Annotated in this window: 14 protein-coding genes; 8 read left to right on the forward strand and 6 right to left on the reverse strand. The window is 75.3% G+C overall.

The features are described 5' to 3' along the window. Window positions 1-29 precede the first annotated feature (29 nt). Window positions 30-1,334: a phytoene desaturase family protein gene (locus tag R2740_RS06365; RefSeq protein WP_371301850.1), complete on the reverse strand. Its 1,305-nt coding sequence runs from the start codon at window positions 1,332-1,334 to the stop codon at window positions 30-32. Window positions 1,335-1,347: 13 nt separating this feature from the next. Next, the gene (locus R2740_RS06370; protein WP_371301851.1) at window positions 1,348-1,950 is read right to left on the reverse strand and encodes a DUF4126 domain-containing protein; all 603 of its coding nucleotides are present in this window, start codon (window positions 1,948-1,950) and stop codon (window positions 1,348-1,350) included. A gap of 245 nt (window positions 1,951-2,195) precedes the next feature. On the opposite strand from R2740_RS06370, the gene R2740_RS06375 reads away from it, so the two are divergent. Next, the gene (locus R2740_RS06375; protein ID WP_371301852.1) at window positions 2,196-3,089 is read left to right on the forward strand and encodes an alpha/beta fold hydrolase; all 894 of its coding nucleotides are present in this window, start codon (window positions 2,196-2,198) and stop codon (window positions 3,087-3,089) included. 19 nt (window positions 3,090-3,108) lie between these two features. Here the strand turns inward: R2740_RS06375 and R2740_RS06380 are convergent, their stop codons facing one another. After that, window positions 3,109-3,507: a YbaK/EbsC family protein gene (locus tag R2740_RS06380; RefSeq protein ID WP_371301853.1), complete on the reverse strand. Its 399-nt coding sequence runs from the start codon at window positions 3,505-3,507 to the stop codon at window positions 3,109-3,111. 202 nt (window positions 3,508-3,709) lie between these two features. On the opposite strand from R2740_RS06380, the gene R2740_RS06385 reads away from it, so the two are divergent. The 7 genes from R2740_RS06385 to R2740_RS06415 all read left to right on the forward strand — a co-directional run bounded on the left by R2740_RS06385 (window position 3,710) and on the right by R2740_RS06415 (window position 11,959). Then, entirely contained in the window at window positions 3,710-4,207 is a 498-nt protein-coding gene (locus tag R2740_RS06385; RefSeq protein ID WP_371301854.1) for a hypothetical protein, read from the forward strand. Between the two features lie 225 nt (window positions 4,208-4,432). Next, entirely contained in the window at window positions 4,433-4,876 is a 444-nt protein-coding gene (locus tag R2740_RS06390; RefSeq protein ID WP_371301855.1) for a DUF6504 family protein, read from the forward strand. A 13-nt stretch (window positions 4,877-4,889) separates the two neighbouring features. After that, window positions 4,890-5,363: an SAV_6107 family HEPN domain-containing protein gene (locus R2740_RS06395; protein ID WP_371301856.1), complete on the forward strand. Its 474-nt coding sequence runs from the start codon at window positions 4,890-4,892 to the stop codon at window positions 5,361-5,363. Beyond that, entirely contained in the window at window positions 5,353-9,375 is a 4,023-nt protein-coding gene (locus R2740_RS06400; protein WP_371301857.1) for a DNA polymerase III subunit alpha, read from the forward strand. The genes R2740_RS06395 and R2740_RS06400 overlap by 11 nt, the downstream gene beginning before the upstream one ends. 64 nt (window positions 9,376-9,439) lie before the next feature. Beyond that, entirely contained in the window at window positions 9,440-10,240 is an 801-nt protein-coding gene (locus R2740_RS06405; RefSeq protein WP_371301858.1) for a methyltransferase, read from the forward strand. A 36-nt stretch (window positions 10,241-10,276) separates the two neighbouring features. After that, window positions 10,277-11,482 (forward strand): DNA polymerase IV, encoded by a 1,206-nt coding sequence (gene dinB, locus R2740_RS06410; protein WP_371301859.1) that lies wholly within the window; start codon window positions 10,277-10,279, stop codon window positions 11,480-11,482. A 147-nt stretch (window positions 11,483-11,629) separates the two neighbouring features. Then, window positions 11,630-11,959, forward strand: coding sequence for a DUF3040 domain-containing protein (locus R2740_RS06415; protein WP_371301860.1), 330 nt, complete (start codon window positions 11,630-11,632; stop codon window positions 11,957-11,959). Window positions 11,960-12,017: 58 nt separating this feature from the next. Here R2740_RS06415 and R2740_RS06420 read toward each other — a convergent pair whose 3' ends face one another. From R2740_RS06420 to R2740_RS06430, 3 genes are read right to left on the reverse strand one after another with little or no spacing between them, the layout of a single operon-like run. Further along, window positions 12,018-14,408 carry a transglutaminaseTgpA domain-containing protein gene (locus R2740_RS06420; RefSeq protein ID WP_371301861.1) on the reverse strand — a complete coding sequence of 797 codons (2,391 nt, stop codon included), beginning with the start codon at window positions 14,406-14,408 and terminating at the stop codon, window positions 12,018-12,020. Then, window positions 14,405-15,679, reverse strand: a complete 1,275-nt coding sequence (locus R2740_RS06425; RefSeq protein WP_371301862.1) for a DUF58 domain-containing protein — start codon at window positions 15,677-15,679, stop codon at window positions 14,405-14,407. The genes R2740_RS06420 and R2740_RS06425 overlap by 4 nt, the downstream gene beginning before the upstream one ends. Window positions 15,680-15,701: 22 nt before the next feature. Beyond that, window positions 15,702-16,679 (reverse strand): AAA family ATPase, encoded by a 978-nt coding sequence (locus R2740_RS06430; RefSeq protein WP_371301863.1) that lies wholly within the window; start codon window positions 16,677-16,679, stop codon window positions 15,702-15,704. Window positions 16,680-17,017 lie beyond the last annotated feature (338 nt).

Consider the following 17,017-nt stretch of genomic DNA (forward strand, 5'->3'; position numbering starts at 1 on the left):
GGGGGTGAACCGGTGCCGAACGTGGCGGACTATCGGCCCGGGGCCGGCCCGACGACCTGCGCGACGAGGGCGGCCGACAGTCCGACGAACGGCACCCCGCCGCCCGGGGTGGCGTGCGCGCCGGCGGCGAACAGCCCGGCGATGGGGGTGCGCGGTCCGAGCCGGCGGCTGACGGTCGCGCGGCCCTCCCAGGCCACGCCGTACGGCGACCCGCCGGCGCCGACCTCGCCCGCGGATCGGTCGACGCGGCTCACGACGCGCTCGCGCAGGTCGATCCCTCGGTCGGCCAGCAGGTCGACGAGGTCCGAGGTGGCGGGCGGCCGGTGCGCCGCGACGGTCAGCACGGCGTGCCCGGCGGGCGCCGACCCGCCGCGATGCAGCACCAGGTCGGGCCCGCCGTGGAGCACGGTCTCGTGGGCGAGGTCGAGGTCACCGGTCACCCCGAGATGGACGACCGTCGGCGCCGGCACCGGCGTCGTGCGGCGGACGTGGCGTGACAGCGCCCGGAACCGCGACGGGTCGCAGGCCACCACGGTCGCGTCGGAGGCCAGCTCCTCGGCCGCGGTGGCGACGCCACGGGCGCGCCCGCCGTCGACCAGCAGCCGGGTCACCGGAGTCGAGAGCCGGACCTCGACCCCTCGCGTCTCGAGCCGCCGCTCCAGCGCCGCCGCCACCGCGGAGAGCCCACCGGGGACCGTCGCCGCGCCGAGCCGCTGCTCGAGGTAGGACCACACGCCCACCCACGCGGGCACCCGGGCGGGGTCCTGACCCTCCGCGCGCACGTGGTGGAGTGCGACCAGCCGGAGCCGCTCGTCCGGCAGCGCCTGCTCCACCAGCCGGCCCAGCGACAGTCGGCGGCGCAGCACCACGGTCGCGGCCCGGTCGGCCGTGGCCGGGTCGTAGGGCCGCTCGAGGTAGTCGCGGCGGACCAGCTCCCAGTCGACGGCGAGCCCCGCGACGTACGCCGCCCATGCGGCGCCCAGCCCGGCGCCCAGTCCGTCGAAGGCCCGGAGCTGCGCGGCCCGCGAGCCACCCGGCAGCGCCAGCCGCGACCCGTCGGTGAACCGGTGCTCGCGGATCGGCTGCAGCGGCACCAGGTGCAGCTCCCGCTCCAGGGGTCGACCGGTCTTGCGGAAGAGGTCGCGCAGCACCGCCGGCAACAGCGTCGAGGCCGCGCCGCCGTCCCACACGAACCCGTCGCGCTCCACCGGCCTCAGCGCGCCGCCCAGCCGGTCGGAGGCCTCACAGAGCGTCACCGCGTGGCCCAGCTTGGCCAGCCGTGCCGCGACGGCCATCCCGCCGAGCCCGCCGCCCACCACCACGACGCGCGTCACGCGCGGCACCCGGTCAGGGCTCGCCCAGCGTCGTCGTCGGCGCCGGCTCGCGGCCCTTCCAGCGCCGCCAGCCGCGGCGCACGGTCCGGCCGACGACGTAGACCAGGACCAGCCCGAGCACGAGCAGCACTGCGGCGATCGCGGCGGCCGCGCGGGGGTGGTCGATCGCGAACCAGACCAGCGCGAGCACGGTGAGGTCCTCGCCGACGCTGACCGCGACGTTGCTCGCCGGCTCGGGCGAGGAGTTGACCGCGAGCCGGGTGCCCGACTTCACCAGATGGCTGAGCAGCGCCGTCCCGCCGCCGACGACGCCGAGCACGGCCGCCTGCAGGGTCGGCGCGTCGCCGGCCATCAGCACCCCGATGACCGCGCCCGCGGTCGGCCGGATCGCGGTGGAGATGGCGTCCCAGGTGGAGTCGATGTAGGGGATCTTGTCGGCGACGAACTCCATCGCGTAGAGGAACGTCGCGGCCGCCAGCACGTCCCAGCGACCGAGGGCGTCGGGGATCTCCGGCGTGTCGTGCAGGCGGTCGGAGATGCCCAGGACCAGCACCACGAGGTAGGCGTTGACGCCGCTGGCCCAGCCGCTCGAGAACACCAGGGGGAGGGTCTCCACGCGCACATCCTAGGTACGTCGCACCCGTAGGCCCTGAGTACCCGCACGGATGACTCGTCGGCGCGTCGGCGGCACGGTGGACGCGTCGGCCCGGTCCCGGGCGTCACGGGGGTGGTGCGGGACCGGGCCGTCACCCGTGCCGGGTCGTCACCGTGCCGGGTCGCCGCTGGGCCGGGTCGCCGCTGGGCCGGGTCGCCGCTGTGCCGGGCGTGGTGGCCGTTCGAGGGCCGTCCTACGATCGGGGCGTGACCGAACTGCTGCTCCCGGTCGGCGACCGGGTCCTCGACGTGGCCGTGCACGGCCGGACCGACGGCACCGAGGCCGCCTCCGACCAAGGGGTGCTGGTCTACCACCACGGCACGCCGGGATGGCGGGTGCCGCCCGCGCCGGTGGTCGCCGCGGCCGCACGGCGGGGGCTGCGGCTGGTCAGCTGGTCGCGCCCCGGCTATGCCGCCTCGACGCGCGATCCCGGTCGCACCGTGGCCGAGGTGGTCGGTGACCTCCGGGCGGTGCTCGACCACCTCGGCGTCGAGCGCGCCCACGTGATGGGGTGGTCGGGCGGCGGCCCGCACGCGCTGGCCAGCGCCTGTCTCGCCCCCGACCGGGTGGCCGGCGCCCTGCTGCTGGCCGGGGTGGCGCCCTACGACGCCGCCGGACTGGACTGGCTGGCCGGCATGGGTGACGACAACATCGCGGAGTTCGGGGCCGCGCTGGAGGGGGAGGCGTCGCTGCGGGCCCTCCTCGAGGCCGCCCGCGACGAGCTGGCCGAGGTCACCGGCACCGAGCTGGTGGCGTCGTTGTCGACGCTGCTGCCGGAGGTCGACGTGGCCGCGCTGGGTCGCGACGACCTGGCCGAGGACCTGGCGGCGAGCTTCCGGGCGGCCGTGTCGACGGGCATCGACGGGTGGCTCGACGACGACCTGGCGTTCGTGTCGCCCTGGGGCTTCGACGCGACCGCGCCGGAGGTGCCCGTCCACGTCTGGCAGGGCGACGCCGACCTGATGGTGCCCTTCGACCACGGCCGGTGGCTGGCCGCGGAGGTCGCCGGCGCCACGTCGCGGCTGCTGCCCGGCGAGGGCCACGTGTCCATCGGCGCCGACCGGGTCGACGAGGCGCTCGACGGGCTGCTGTCCGGGTGAGGGCTCGCGCCGCCGGGCGTCAGACCTCGACCTCGGTGGCTCCGGTCATCGCCAGCAGCTCGTCGTACGACGTGGAGAAGACCGCGGCAGGGTGACCCGCGGCGGCCCAGACGACCTCGAAGCGGCGCAGCCACGGGTCGAGGTACGTCGGCACCGGGGCCGGATGCGCGAAGGGGGAGACCCCGCCGATCACCTGGCCGGTGTGCTCGCGCACGAACTCCGGTGTGGCCCGGCGCAGCGCGTCGACGCCGAGGGTCGCCGCGACCTTGGCGGTGTCGACGCGATGGTCGCCGGAGGTGAGGATCAGCACCGGCCCGCCGTCGGCGTCGAAGAGCAGGCTGTTGGCGATCGCGCCGACCTCGCAGCCCAGCGCCTCGGCGGCCAGTGCCGCGGTGTGCACACTGTCTGGCAGGATCACGATCTCACCGGTACCGCCGCGCGCGACGTGCTCGGCCCGGAACCTCGCGATCGACGGATGCTCCGGTGTCGGCGCGTCGGGGGAGGATGGGCCTGAGGCGGACGGGCCGGGGGAGGATGGTGCGGCGTCGCTGCTCATGCGGCGACCCTAGCGGCGGCCGGGCGGCACCCGGAGGCCGGATGGTGAGCGGAGGAGGAGACGAGTGGGGCAGCTGCCGACCTCGGTGCGGCGTTCGATCATGCTGGTGCGCGCCCTGGTCGCCTGGGGTGTGCTGGCCACCGCACTCACCGTGCTGTTGCGCGACGAGCTGGTCGTGGCCTGGGCGCGCGGCAACCAGGCGGCCCAGGAGGTCCTCGACGAGGGTGGCCTGGAGGCTCTCAAGAGCAGCTCCATCCGGATCCCCGGTTTCGCCGCGCTGACGGTCACCTTCCTGGTCGTCTATGCCGCGCTGGTGCTGGTGCTGGTCGCCTTCCTCCGGGGCGGCCACCCCTGGTCCCGGGTGGTGCTCACGGCCACGGCGGCGTTCACCTCCTTCGCGATCGCCGTCGGGCTGTGGCGGGCGCAGCCGCCGCTGTTCGTGGGGCTGGGCGTGGTGGCGCTGGGTCTCAACGCCGCACTCGTCTGGTTCCTGTGGAGAGAGGACACCGGCCGGTTCCTGCACGAGGACGTGCCGGCGGCCGAGGCTCTTTCGCAGGGCTGAGCGAGCTCGACCGGGCCGGTCGCGTCGGGCCGGATTCTTTTTGCCTCTTCTTCCCGTCGGGCGTTGACGGGCCGTCGGGGGGTCGGTGTACCGTGGTCGTGTTCGAACAGATGTTCGATCACCTCGGCGGAGGCGACCTCGACCCCCGCCTCCGCCGAGGCAGGCGTGAGGCCTGAGCCCGGGGGTCGACTGGCTGGGGTCGAGTCGTTTCCGTGGGAGGCAGGCATGAGGAGGTACGACGACCCCGTCGAGGTGCGGCAGGGCTGGATCGGGGCCCCGGAGAGCGGGGTGGAGGGGCCCGAGCAGTTCCTGTGGCGCGGGCGGCTGTGGCAGGTGCGGGCGGTGGTCGCGCACTGGGTGGAGACCGGCCCGTGGTGGCGCTCCGCCGGGGTGCGGGCGGTCCTCGGCACCCACGAGCCCGAGGGATCGGCGGCGCGGTCGGGAGGGCGGCCGGCCGGGTCGGCCGACCGGGCGCAGTCGTCGCTCGACCTGCTGGGGGACCGGGACCTGCTGGTGGAGCGCGAGCTGTGGCGGGTGGAGGCCGGTCGTGGTCGGCCCGGCGGGTCGGGTGGTGGGGCGACCGGTGACCCGGAGGGGTGGTCCGGGGTCTTCGACCTGTCCTTCAGCTGGGCCGACGGCTGCTGGCAGCTCGTCGGCTGTCTGGACTGAGGAGGAGCCGACGATGACCCACGCTGCCTCTCATGCTGCGCCGGCACCGCACGCGCTGCCCGCCACCACCCACTCCTACCTCACCCGCGCCGCGGCCTCGCTGCAGGAGGCGATGACCGCGCCCGACGTGCCGACCCGCTACGCCTGTGCCCATGTGGCGGCGCTCCGGGCGGCCGCCGCGCTGCTGGCCTCGCGAGCCCGGCCGGCGCCGCGCCGTCGACGACCGCAGAAGAACGCCTGGGTGCTGCTCGCCGAGGTCGCCCCCGAGCTGGGGGAGTGGGCGACCTTCTTCGCCGCCGGGGCCGCCAAGAGGGCGGCCGCCGAGGCGGGGTCCACCCGGGCGGTCACCGCGCGGGAGGCCGACGACCTGGTGCGCGACGCCGACCGGTTCCTCGAGGTGGTCGAGACGGCGCTGGGCCTGGTCCCGCACCCCTCGCTGACCGGGCACGGGCTCAGCGGCCCCGCCGGCCGGGCCGGTGTCGCCTGACCCGTTCGTCCATCTCCACGTCGCCTCCGGCTACTCGCTGCAGGCGGGCGCCTCGCACCCGCACCTGCTGGTGCAGCGGGCGGCGGAGCAGGAGATGGACACCCTGGCCCTCACCGACCGCGACGGTGTCTATGGCGCGGTGAAGTTCGCCAAGGCCTGTCTGCGGGCGGGCGTCCGCCCGGTCCTCGGGGTCGACCTGGCCTACCGGCCGCCGCGGGGGAGCGGCCGGGAGCAGGTGCCCGACCGGCGGCGGCCGCGCAGCCCGGTGCGCGGCGGCGAGTTCCGTGACCCGCGGCTGCCCCGGGTCACCCTGCTCGCCCATGCCGGCGGCCGAGGGGGTGCGGCCGGCTGGGCGGCGATCTGCCGGGCCATCTCCGCCACCCACCTGGCCGGCGAGCGGGGCGCCCCGGTGGCCGACCTCGAGGTGCTGGCGCCCTACCTCGCCGGCGGCGACGTGGTGGTGCTGCTCGGTCCCGCCTCCGAGGTGGGGGAGGCGGTGACCCGCCGCCGCGACGACCTGGCGCTGGCGGCGCTGGCGCCGTGGCGCGAGGTGGTGCCGGCCGAGAACCTCCTGGTCGAGCTGGTCTCCCACCGGCTCGGGGCCAGCGGTGGCGACTGGGGCCCGGGCACCTCCCCGCACGCCGCGAGGATGGCGGGGCTGGCCCGGCGGGCCGGGCTGGGCAGCGTGCTCACCAACGCGGTGCGCTACGCCGACCGGCTCGACGCCCCGACCGTCGACATCCTCGACGCCGCGCGCCGGCTGGTGGCGCTCGACCACCGTCACCTCGACCGCGGCAACGCCGAGGGGTTCTTGAAGTCCGGCAAGCAGATGCACGAGATCGCCGAGGAGGTCTGCCGGCTCTCCGGGCTGGGCGACCCGGCCCGGGAGGCACGGCAGCTGCTGGCCCGCACCCGCGCCGTCGCCGACCGCTGTGCCCTCGACCCGCGCGCCGACCTGGGGCTGGGCGAGATCCACTTCCCGGAGTTCGAGCTCGCCGGCGAGGACGAGCGAGGGTCGAGGAGCGACGGGGCGACCGCCGACGACGTGCTCCGGGCCAGGTGCGAGACGGCGATCGGGGACCGCTACGGCTCGGCGGGGCTGGCGGTGGTGTGGAAGCGGCTCGACGACGAGCTGGAGATGATCCGGCGGCTCGGCTACGCGTCGTACTTCCTCACCGTCGGCGACGTGACCGACCTGATCCGCGACCTCGGGGTGCGCTGCGCGGCGCGCGGGTCGGGGGCGGGCAGCGTGGTCAACTACCTGCTCGGCGTCTCCGGGGTCGACCCGATCCGGCACGGCCTGCTGATGGAGCGGTTCCTCTCCCCGCTGCGGCAGGCGCTGCCCGACATCGACGTCGACGTGGAGTCGGCGCGGCGCACCGAGGTCTACGAGGCGATCCTCGACCGCTACGGCGGGGAGCGCTGCGTGGCGGTCTCGATGATGGACACCTATCGCGTCCGGCACGCCGTCCGCGACGTGGGGGCGGCGCTGGGCATGCCGCCCGGTGAGATCGACGCGATCGCCAAGGCGTTCCCGCACATCCGGGCCCGCGACGCGCGGGCGGCGCTGCGCGAGCTGCCCGAGCTCCGCGCCAGCGGCCTGGGCGAGGAGCGGCTGGACCTGATGTTCGGGCTGGTGGAGCGGCTCGACGGGCTGCCCCGGCACATCGCGGTGCACCCCTGCGGGGTGCTGCTCTCCGACGCGACCCTGCTCGACCGGACCCCCGTCGAGGCGTCGTACGCCGGGTTCCCGATGAGCCAGTTCGACAAGGACGACGTGGAGGACCTCGGGCTGCTCAAGCTCGACGTGCTCGGCATCCGGATGCAGTCCTCGATGGCGCATGCGCTGACCGAGATCCAGCGGGTCGACGGCGTCGCGATCGACCTCGACGACGAGGCGCAGGTGCCCCTCGACGACCCGGCGACCTACGCCATGATCAGCGCCGCCAAGACCCTCGGCGTCTTCCAGATCGAGTCGCCCGGGCAGCGCGAGCTGGTCGGCAAGTCCGGGCTGGGCTCGTTCTCCGACATCATCACCGACATCTCGCTGTTCCGGCCCGGTCCGGTCAAGAGCGACATGGTGACGCCCTACCTCGAGGCCAAGCAGGGCTGGAAGGACGCGACCTACCTCCACGACGACCTGCGGCCGATCCTCGGCGAGACCCACGGCGTGGTGGTCTTCCACGAGCAGGTGATCGAGATGATCGCCCAGCTGGCCGGCATCTCCTATGCCGAGGCCGACGAGAAGCGCCGCGCGCTCGGCGACCGGGAGGGGATGGCCGAGACCAAGGTGTGGTTCTTCCCGCGGTCCCTGGGCCGCGGCTACCCGCTGGCCGTGGTCGAGCAGGTCTGGAAGGTGCTCGAGGCGTTCGCGTCGTTCGGGTTCTGCAAGGCCCACGCCGCGGCGTTCGCACTGCCGACCTACCAGTCGGCCTGGCTCAAGGCGCACTGGCCGGCCCACTTCCTGGCCGGGGTGCTCACCCACGATCCGGGGATGTACCCCAAGCGGCTGATCCTCGACGACGCCCGCCAGTGCGGCATCGCGGTGCTCGGCCTCGACGTCAACGCCTCGGCCAAGGACTACGTCGTCGAGCCGATGGCCTCCCTCGACGAGCCACCCCCGACCGTGCTCGGCCGCTCGGCGCGGGAGCCCGGAGTGGGCTGGCCCGACGGTCGCGCCTACGGCATCCGGCTGGCGCTGGCGGAGGTGAAGGGGATCAGCGGGGCCGAGGTGGAGCGGATCGTCGCCGCCCGGCCCTACCAGTCGCTCACCGACTTCTGGCACCGCGCGCACATCTCCCGGCCGGTCGTGGAGCGGCTGGTGCTGGCCGGCGGGTTCGACAGCATCTACGGCATCGGCTCGGTCGACCTCGGGGTCCGGCGGCGGGGCCGGGTGACCCGTCGCGACCTGCTGCTCCAGGTGGCCGACCTCGACCGGCACGCCCGGGCGCTGGACCGGGCGGCGCGCGGGCGCGGGCTGGGCAGCCGCGGAGTGGGCCGGCTTCCTGCCGCGGCCCGGTCCCAGGTCGCCTCCACCACCGAGGTCGCGGCCACCCGGGCGGCGCAGGCCGCCGAGCGCAACAGCTCCGACCCGCGGGAGCGCGAGCAGGCGGCCCGGCTGGAGCGGCACCCGCTGGCCGACGGCGGTGTCTGGGCGGCCGCCGCCGCGCAGTCGCAGGCGACCCCGCCGCCGGCGCCGGTCACCTCGGTGCAGCTCGCCCTCGACCTCGGCGACGCGCCGACCGAGGGAGAGGTGAGCGGGCTGCCCGAGCTCGACGTGCAGGAGAAGATGAAGGCCGAGCTGGAGATCCTCGGCCTCGACGCCAGCCGGCACGTCGTCGACTCCTACGCCGGCTTCCTCGACGCGCTCGGCGTCACCCGCAGCCGCGACCTGCTGCGCCGGCGCAGCAAGGCCGAGCTGTTGGTGGCCGGGGTCAAGGTCGCCACCCAGACCCCGCCGATCCGCTCCGGCCGGCGGGTCATCTTCCTCACCCTCGATGACGCCACCGGGCCGGTGGACGCGACGTTCTTCGAGGACGCCCAGGGTCCCTACGCCGCCACCGTGTTCCACTCCTGGCTGCTGGTGGTGCGCGGCGAGCTGCGCCGTACCGGCCGGCAGGGGGTGTCGCTGCGGGCCACCGGCTGCTGGGAGCTGCCCGCGCTGCACGCGCTGTGGGAGGCCGAGGGGATGGACGCGGTCCGTGAGCGGATGGCGGTGGTGCCCGAGGGTTTCGCCGGGGTGGGCGAGGCGGCCGTGGCCGGTGCGGCGGAGAGTCGCAGCAGCCGTCCGGTGATGGCCGCGCCCGGTGGGTCGATGGCCGGTGGGTCGATGGCCGGAGGGGCCGACGACCCCGAGGGCAGGGGCGCCGCCGGCGGCATGGGCCGCCGCCGGGTGCTGGTGCACTCCAGCGGCTTCAAGGTCTCGCCCTACTCCGACATCAAGCCGGCCGGCGAGCCGACCAAGGACGTCGCCCGCAAGCTCTGGCACCGCAGCCCCGGGAGTCCGGGATGAGCGTGGGGGTCGGCGTGAAGCAACACCCCCGAAGCCCCGGGGCGCCAGGGCCTAGGGTGGGGCCATGCCAGCCAGTGACCGGGCAACCAGCGACCGGGCCCTCGACCGGGCCAGCGAGCGGCGCAGCCTGGTCCGCACCGGCGTGGTGTGGGAGGCGCTCCGGCGGGCGCTGGCCGCGCCGGGGGCCTACGCCGAGCAGCGGGCGAGCATCGTCGACCTCGGCGGCGGCACCGGCGGCTTCGCCGTCCCGCTGGCCGAGCTGGGCCACCGGGTGCTGGTGGTCGACCCCAGCCCCGACGCGCTCGCCGCGCTGGGCCGGCGCGCCGCCGAGCACGGGGTCACCGACCTGGTCACCGGCGTCCAGGGCGACGTCGCCGAGCTGCCCACGGTGGTCGGCGAGGGACAGGTCGACCGGCCCGCCGACCTGGTGCTGTGCCACGGCGTGCTCGAGGGGGTCGAGGACCCCGCGGCGGCACTGGCCGCGGTGCACGAGGTGCTCCGCCCCGGCGGCGCCCTCTCGTTGCTGGTCGCCCAGCGGCACGCCGCCGTCATCGCCCGTGCGATGGCCGGCCACTTCCAGCAGGCCCGGACCCTGCTCGACACCTCGCCGCCTCCGGACCCGAGCACCCGGGGGGCCATGGGGCACCGGTTCACCGCCGAGGAGCTCACCGCCCTGGTCGAGACCGACTGGGAGGTGGAGGCCCTGCATGGCATCCGGGTCTTCGCCGACCTGGTGCCCGGGTCGCTGCTCGACCTGGAGCCCGGCGCCACCGCCGCGCTGGCCGAGCTCGAGCAGGCGGTCGCCGAGCGGCCGGAGTACCTCCCCCTCGCCGCGCAGCTGCACCTGCTCGCCCGCCGTCGCTGAGGGTCCGTCCGCCGGTGTCTCCTCCGAGGAGGCACCGTGACGCCCGCGGGCCCCGACCCGTCCTGGGCCGCGCCGATCCTGCACGTCGACATGGACGCCTTCTATGCCTCGGTGGCGCTGCGCGACCGCCCGGAGCTGCAGCACGTGCCGGTGATGGTGGGCGGCGGCTACCGCGGCGTGGTGCTGTCGGCCAACTACCTCGCCCGCGGGTACGGCGTCCGCTCGGGGATGCCCGGGACCCGAGCCCGCCGACTGTGCCCCCAGGTGGTCGTGGTGCCACCCGACTACGACACCTTCACCCAGGTGTCCGCGTCGGTGATGGAGACCTTCCGCCGAGTCACCCCGCTGGTGGAGGTGGTCTCCCTCGACGAGGCGTTCCTCGACGTCCGGGGGGCGACCCGGCGGTGGGGCTCGCCGCGGGAGATCGCCGAGCAGCTGCGCGCCACCATCCACGACGAGCAGGGCATCACCTGCTCGGTGGGGGTGGCGGCGGCGATGACCCTGGCCAAGATGGCCAGTCGCCGCGCCAAGCCCGACGGGCTGCTGGTGGTCCCTCCCGAGGAGGTCACCTCGTTCCTGCATCCGCTCGACGTGGGCGAGCTGTGGGGGGTGGGGGAGAAGACCCAGGCGATGCTGCACCGGCTCGGGCTGAAGACCATCGGCGATCTCGCGCACACCCCCGAGCGCACCCTGTGCCGGGCGGTCGGCGACGCTCTCGGGCGGCACCTGCGACGGCTGGCCTGGGGCGATGACGCCCGCGAGGTCGTCGAGCGCCGGGGCGTCGACGAGCCCGACCGGTCGATGGGCGCCAACGAGACCTTCGGCCGCGACACCGACGATCGGGCGGTGATCGCCCGCGAGCTGCTCCGGCTGTCGGCGCGGGTGGCGGGGAGGATGCGGGCCGCCGAGGTGGCCGGCCGGACGGTGACGGTGCGGGTGCGGTTCGCCGACTTCACCACGATCACCCGCTCCCGGACCCTCCCGGAGGCGACCGACGTCACCCAGGAGATCTACCGCGCCGCCCTGCGCCTCTATGACGGGCTGGGGCTGCAGCGGGCCCGGCTGCGGCTGGTCGGGGTGCGGGTCGAGGGACTGGTGCCGCGCACCACGGTGCACCGGCAGGGGGTGCTGGGGGAGCGCGAGCACGGCTGGCCCGACGCCGACCGGGCCGTCGACCGGGCCCGGCTGCGGTTCGGGTCCGCCGCCGTCCAGCCGGCCGCGCTGCTGGCCGACCCGGCCTGACCGGGCCGGCTTCGAGCGTTGGCCGAGATGTGATCGGACAATTTGGCCCGGTCGCTACCGCGCGGCGGAATGCCCACCTAGACTGGAGCCGCCGGTCCGCACGGCTCGCATCCCGCAAGCCGAGGCCCCGGGCATCGGGGAGGTAACGTGCCACTCTCGGAAGAGGAGCTCCGGCTGCTGGAGCAGATGGAGCGCGCCCTCGTCCAAGACGACCCGAAGCTCGCCTCGACCCTGCGCGGCACCGCCCGCCGCCGCAACGCCCGCCGCCGCGTCATCTACGCCGGTGTCGGCCTTCTCGTGGGCATCGCCGTGCTGATGACCGGCGCCATCGCCCAGCTCACCCCGGTGGGCATCGCCGGCTTCGTGGTGATGCTGGCCTCGGCCGCCGTCGGGCTCACCGCCTGGCGGGCGCAGACCGACGACGGCGCCCAGGCGCCGACCCCGCTGCCCTGGCGGCGGCGCGGCCAGGACGGCTGACCGCCGCCTCGGCCCGGCTCTCTCAAGGCCGCCGACGCCTCCTGGTGGAGCCTCGTGGTCAGTGCACGTGGTCGACCAGGCCGCCGCGCTCGACGACCTCCACGTCGTCGGAGACCACCGGCACCGACGGCGTCCGTCGGAACAGCGACCTCGGCAGCCACCGGGCCCGACGGCGGGTACGCCGGGTGGTGCCGGCGGCGATCGCGCGGCTGACCGTCGTGGTCTCCTCGCGCAGCTGGTCGGCCCCGGTCGGGTCGGCGCCGCCGGGCCGCGCGTAGCGGTGCCGCTCGACGGCCTGCACCAGCCGACCGAGCGCGGCCACCGCGTCGGGTGCGTAGTCGGGGCCGTGCGGCGGCCGAGCCGGCGGATGTGGGTCGTCGGGGTCGCCGAACCAGTCGGCGACGCGGAGCGCGGTGGCCTGCGGCGACAGCCCGACGGGCCAGGCGCGACCGTGGTCGACGGCGGTGTCGCGGAGCTCGAGCCAGGCGGCCTCGGGACCCGGATCGGCCGCCCACCGGGCGTCCCGCCGCCACCGCCGCCACCAGCCCGGCAACAGCACCAGCACGACCAGGAGGACCACGCCGCCGGCGATCGAGCCGATCAGCATCCACCGCGGTCCGGTGTCCGGTGCCGTGCCGCCGCCCCCCTGCTGGTCCAGCAGGTCGGGCCGCAGCGGCCGGCTGCTCGCGCTGGCGCTGGGCTCGCCGCTCTGCTGGTCGGGGTTGGCGCTGGACGACTCCTCATCGGACTGCGGGACCTGGCCGCGGGTGTAGCTGGGCGCGGCCGGGGTGCGGGTGCTGGGCGTCGGCTCGAACCGCACCCAGCCCGAGCCCGCGAAGTAGAGCTCGGGCCAGGCGTGCAGGTCGTGGGCGGAGAACTCGAAGGCATCGGCCGCGGTGCGGTCGGGGGTGAGGAACCCGATGGCCACCCGGGACGGGATGCCGAGCGAGCGCGCCATCACGGCCATCGCCGAGGCGAACTGCTCGCAGTAGCCGACCCGGTCGGTGAGGAAGGCCTCGAGCTCGTCGCCGCCGTTGCCCTGCGTGGCGTTGGTCAGGCTGTACTCGAACCCGCCGTCGCGTCGGAACCAGTTCTGCAGGATCACCGCCCGCTGGTAGTCGCTGGTGGCGTCGGCGGTCAGCTGCTGCGCCTGGGCCACCACGTCTCGCGGCACCGACGCGGGCAGGCTGGTGTAGCGGTCGATGAGATCACCCGAGGGCAGCGGCGCGGCGGCGAGCTCCTCGGGGGTCAGGTCGAGGTCGACGGCCTGCATGGTGTAGCTGATGCCGTGGGTGTTGGTGCCCTCGTCGGCGGCGAGGAAGTCCATCGTGTCGCGGTCATAGCGCCAGTTGCCGGGAGCGTCGACCGAGGTGGCGGTGGCCATCGCCGGCAGCCAGGTCGAGCGGAACGACTGGAGGGCCGAGACCCGGTAGCTGTACTCCGTGCGGTCCACCGAGCTCGAGACCCCGAAGAGCGGCGGCAGCGTGCCGTCGGCCCGCTGGTCGGCCGGGATGTCGCGGTCGCCGGCCTTCCAGGCCTCGCCGTTGAAGTCGGTGAGCACCGAGATCCGCAGGTACGCCGGCGCGGGGTCGTTGGTCTCCAGGCGGAGCAACGGGACGTCGACGTCGCGGTTGAGGTCGCGGCGCAGGTCGACCACGGGATCCTGGATGTCGACGCTGCCATCGCCGCCGGCGCCCAGCCCGCCGCCGAAGACGCCGAACTGGAGGGTGGGGATCAGGGCTGGGAGCACGACCGCGAGCGCGGTGGCGGCCGCGCCCACCCCCAGGGCGGTGGTGCGGGCGGCGCCGGTGCGGACCGCGAAGCCGCCCTCGTCGTGCCTGCTGCCCACGCCGCGCCCCCAGCGGCCGACGTACTCGTCCTCGTGGAGGTAGAGCATCACCAGGAACCCGGCCGCCGGGAGGGCGAACCACCCCCACGCGACCTGACCGGCCAGCACGCTCACGCCGACGGCGTAGAGCGTCAGGAGCACCAGGCCGGCGAGGGGCACCCGGCGCCAGGCGCAGGCCACCACGTCGACGAGGAGCAGGCAGACCACCCCGAGCGGGAGCAGCAGCGGTTCGAGGGTGCCCGCCTCGGCGGGCACGGGGGAGGCGTAGGCCTGCGAGGCCTGGACCGCGGCCTCCCAGCGGACGAGCAGGTCGGCGCGCTCGGCGGCGTCGGGGAGCAGCGAGCCGGTCAGCACGTGGGTGACGTAGGCGCCGACGCCGATCACCTGGGCCAGCAGCACCAGCCAGCCCGGGGCGCGCCACCAGCGGAGCACGCCGCCGAGGCCGGCGATGATCAGGGCGCTGTCGAAGAGCGGGGCGAGGTAGCTGCTGGCGTCCTCGCCGAAGCCGCGCCAGGACAGCATCGCGAGCCACGTGGTGAGCGCGGCGGCCAGGGAGACCGCCAGGCTGTGCGGCAGACCGGTGCGCGACCCGCTGTTCATCGGACCAGCTCCTCGGGCTGCTCCGGACCCGTCGGCTGCCGGGTGCCCAGCCGGCCCAGCTCCTGCCAGACGGCGTCGAGCCGGCTGCCGGGGCGCAGCTCCACCGCACGCCAGCCGTAGCCGCCGAGCACGGACGCGCCGTCGAGGGTGGCCGGGCTGTCCGGAGCCCAGGCCTGGACGTCGAGCGCCAGCGCCATCGCGGTGGAGGTGTGCATCCGCATCCGGCGCAGCACCGGGGCGTCGGCCTCCTCGACCGCGCCGAGCACCGCCACCATCAGCGAACCCTGCCCGGGGTCGGCCAGCCAGCCGCTGTCGAAGCGCGGCGCGGGGGTGGCCCGCAGCACCGCCAGGGACTCCAGCAGCGGCGCGGCGTTGATCGTGGCGTCGCGGGAGTGCCACTCGGCGCCGGCCTCCTCGCCGGTGGCGGTCACCAGCCGGACGGCGTACCCGCGCTGGGTCAGGTGCACGGCGATCGACGCCGCGGCGGAGACCGCCGCCTCCAGGGAGGAGGCGGCGCCCTGGCCGCGGTGGGCCGGCAGCCGGTTGTCGAGCACCAGGGTGGCCCGGGCCTGCCAGGGCTGCTCCTCGCGACGCACCATCAGCTCGCCGACCCGCGCGGAGCTGCGCCAGTGGACGCGCCGCAGCTCGTCGCCACGGCGGTACTCCCGCACGGTGACGTCCTCGGCGCTGCCGGAGGCGAAGGCACGCGGCCGATGGTCGCCGGAGCCGCTCCACACCCCGCCCAGCGGGATCGCCGGAAGCGGGACGGTGCGCGGGGTCACGGTGAGCGGCACCGTGGTGGTGAACGCCCGACCCAGCTCGACCATGCCGAACGGGTCGGTCACGCGGACCGACATCGGGCCGATCTGGAACCGGCCGCGCAGGTCGGAGCGCACCTGGTAGGTCACGTGCCGCCGCCAGCCGTGGCCGATGCCCTCGAGCACGAACCGCGGCCGGGTGCCGAGCACGTAGGGCACCTGGTCCTCCAGCAGCAGGATGCCGGTGGGGGTGCGGCCCTCGTTGGTGATCGTCAGCCGCACCCGGGCCGGCTGCCCGGCGGCGACCAGCTGCGGGGACACGGTGCGGACCAGCGCCAGTCGGTAGCGGCTGCCGCCGACGAGGTACGCCGCCAGCAGCGGCACCGTCATCAGCAGCACGCCCACCCGGGTCAGCGCCGGCTGGCCGATCACCAGGGCGCAGACCACGGCGGTCACCCCGGCCGCGAGGAAGGCCCGTCCTCGCGTGGTGAGTCCGCTCAGTCCCTCGCGCACCTGCGTCCCCCTCCGGACCCGGTCAGCCTCCGGCGCCCTCGGGCACCGGGACCGAGGCAAGGATGCCGTCGAGGATGGCGGTGGTCGTGCGACCGGTCATCGACGCCTCCACGCTGGCCAGCAGACGGTGGGCCAGCACCGGCTGGGCGAGGGCGGTCACGTCGTCGGGCAGGACGTAGTCGCGCCCTCGCATCGCCGCCCGCGCCTTCGCGGCGCGCACCAGGTGGAGGGTCGCGCGGGGCGAGGCCCCCAGCGTGAGCTCGGCCGCCCGCCGGGTCGCGGTGGCCAGCTCGACGGCGTAGCGCTGCACGGGCTGGGAGACATAGACCTGGGCCACGATGTCGATCAGCTTGCGGATCTCGGCGGCGTCGGTGACCGGCTCGAGGTCCTCGAGGGGTCGGTGCCCGGTGTGCACGTCGAGCATCGCGATCTCAGCGGCGGGGACCGGGTAGCCGACCGAGACGCGCGCCATGAACCGGTCGCGCTGCGCCTCGGGGAGGGCGTAGGTGCCCTCCATCTCGATCGGGTTCTGGGTCGCGATCACCATGAACGGCGCCTCGAGCTGGTAGGTCGTGTTGTCGACGGTGACCTGACGCTCCTCCATGCACTCCAGCAGCGCCGACTGGGTCTTGGGCGACGCGCGGTTGATCTCGTCGCCGACCACGACGTTGGCGAAGACACCGCCGGGCCGGAACTCGAACTCCCGGGTGTTCTGGTTGAACACCGACACCCCGGTCACGTCGGACGGCAGCAGGTCGGGGGTGAACTGGATCCGGCGCACCGAGCAGTCGATGCTGCGCGCCAACGCCTTGCTGAGCATGGTCTTGCCGACGCCCGGGACGTCCTCGATGAGCAGATGGCCCTCGGCGAGCATCACGACCAGGGCCGAGGTGACGACGTCCGGCTTGCCCTCGAGCACGCGCTGGACGTTGTCGCGGACCCGGTCGGTCACCCGGGTCAGGGTGTCGAGGTCGGCGCCGGCCGAACCTGGTGCTGACACGTGCGGTCCTTCCTGGTCCGGGACCCCGGGTCGGGGTCCGCTGTGCGCCTCGGCCGGGTTGCGGCCTGGGCTCGTGACGGTGAAGCGGCCCGGGCGGCCGCGGGTGGCGAGCCCGGCGACCGTCGGTGCCTCCACCGTAGGCCGTCTGGGCAACATACGCGGTCGCGTCGATCCCCCTCGACGTCACGCTGGTCACGGTTTGCTTACGGATTCGGCGGCTCCTCGGTTCACCGGCGTCGCCGGCACCCGGTCCCCGCGCCGTCGTACCGGCCCGCGTCGGCCCCGGCGAGCGCCGCGCGCGCCCGCGGATCCCCTCCACTTCGCTCCACCGCGCGTTC

The sequence above is a fragment of the Nocardioides sp. genome (assembly GCF_041393715.1).
Taxonomy (GTDB): Bacteria; Actinomycetota; Actinomycetes; order Propionibacteriales; family Nocardioidaceae; genus Nocardioides.

Excerpts from the sequence above, each read along its gene's own strand:
- R2740_RS06420 (WP_371301861.1), bottom strand. The coding sequence starts at position 14,408 with ATGAACAGCGGGTCGCGCACCGGTCTGCCGCACAGCCTGGCGGTCTCC.
- R2740_RS06390 (WP_371301855.1), top strand. The coding sequence starts at position 4,433 with ATGAGGAGGTACGACGACCCCGTCGAGGTGCGGCAGGGCTGGATCGGG.
- R2740_RS06405 (WP_371301858.1), top strand. The coding sequence starts at position 9,440 with ATGCCAGCCAGTGACCGGGCAACCAGCGACCGGGCCCTCGACCGGGCC.
- R2740_RS06395 (WP_371301856.1), top strand. The coding sequence starts at position 4,890 with ATGACCCACGCTGCCTCTCATGCTGCGCCGGCACCGCACGCGCTGCCC.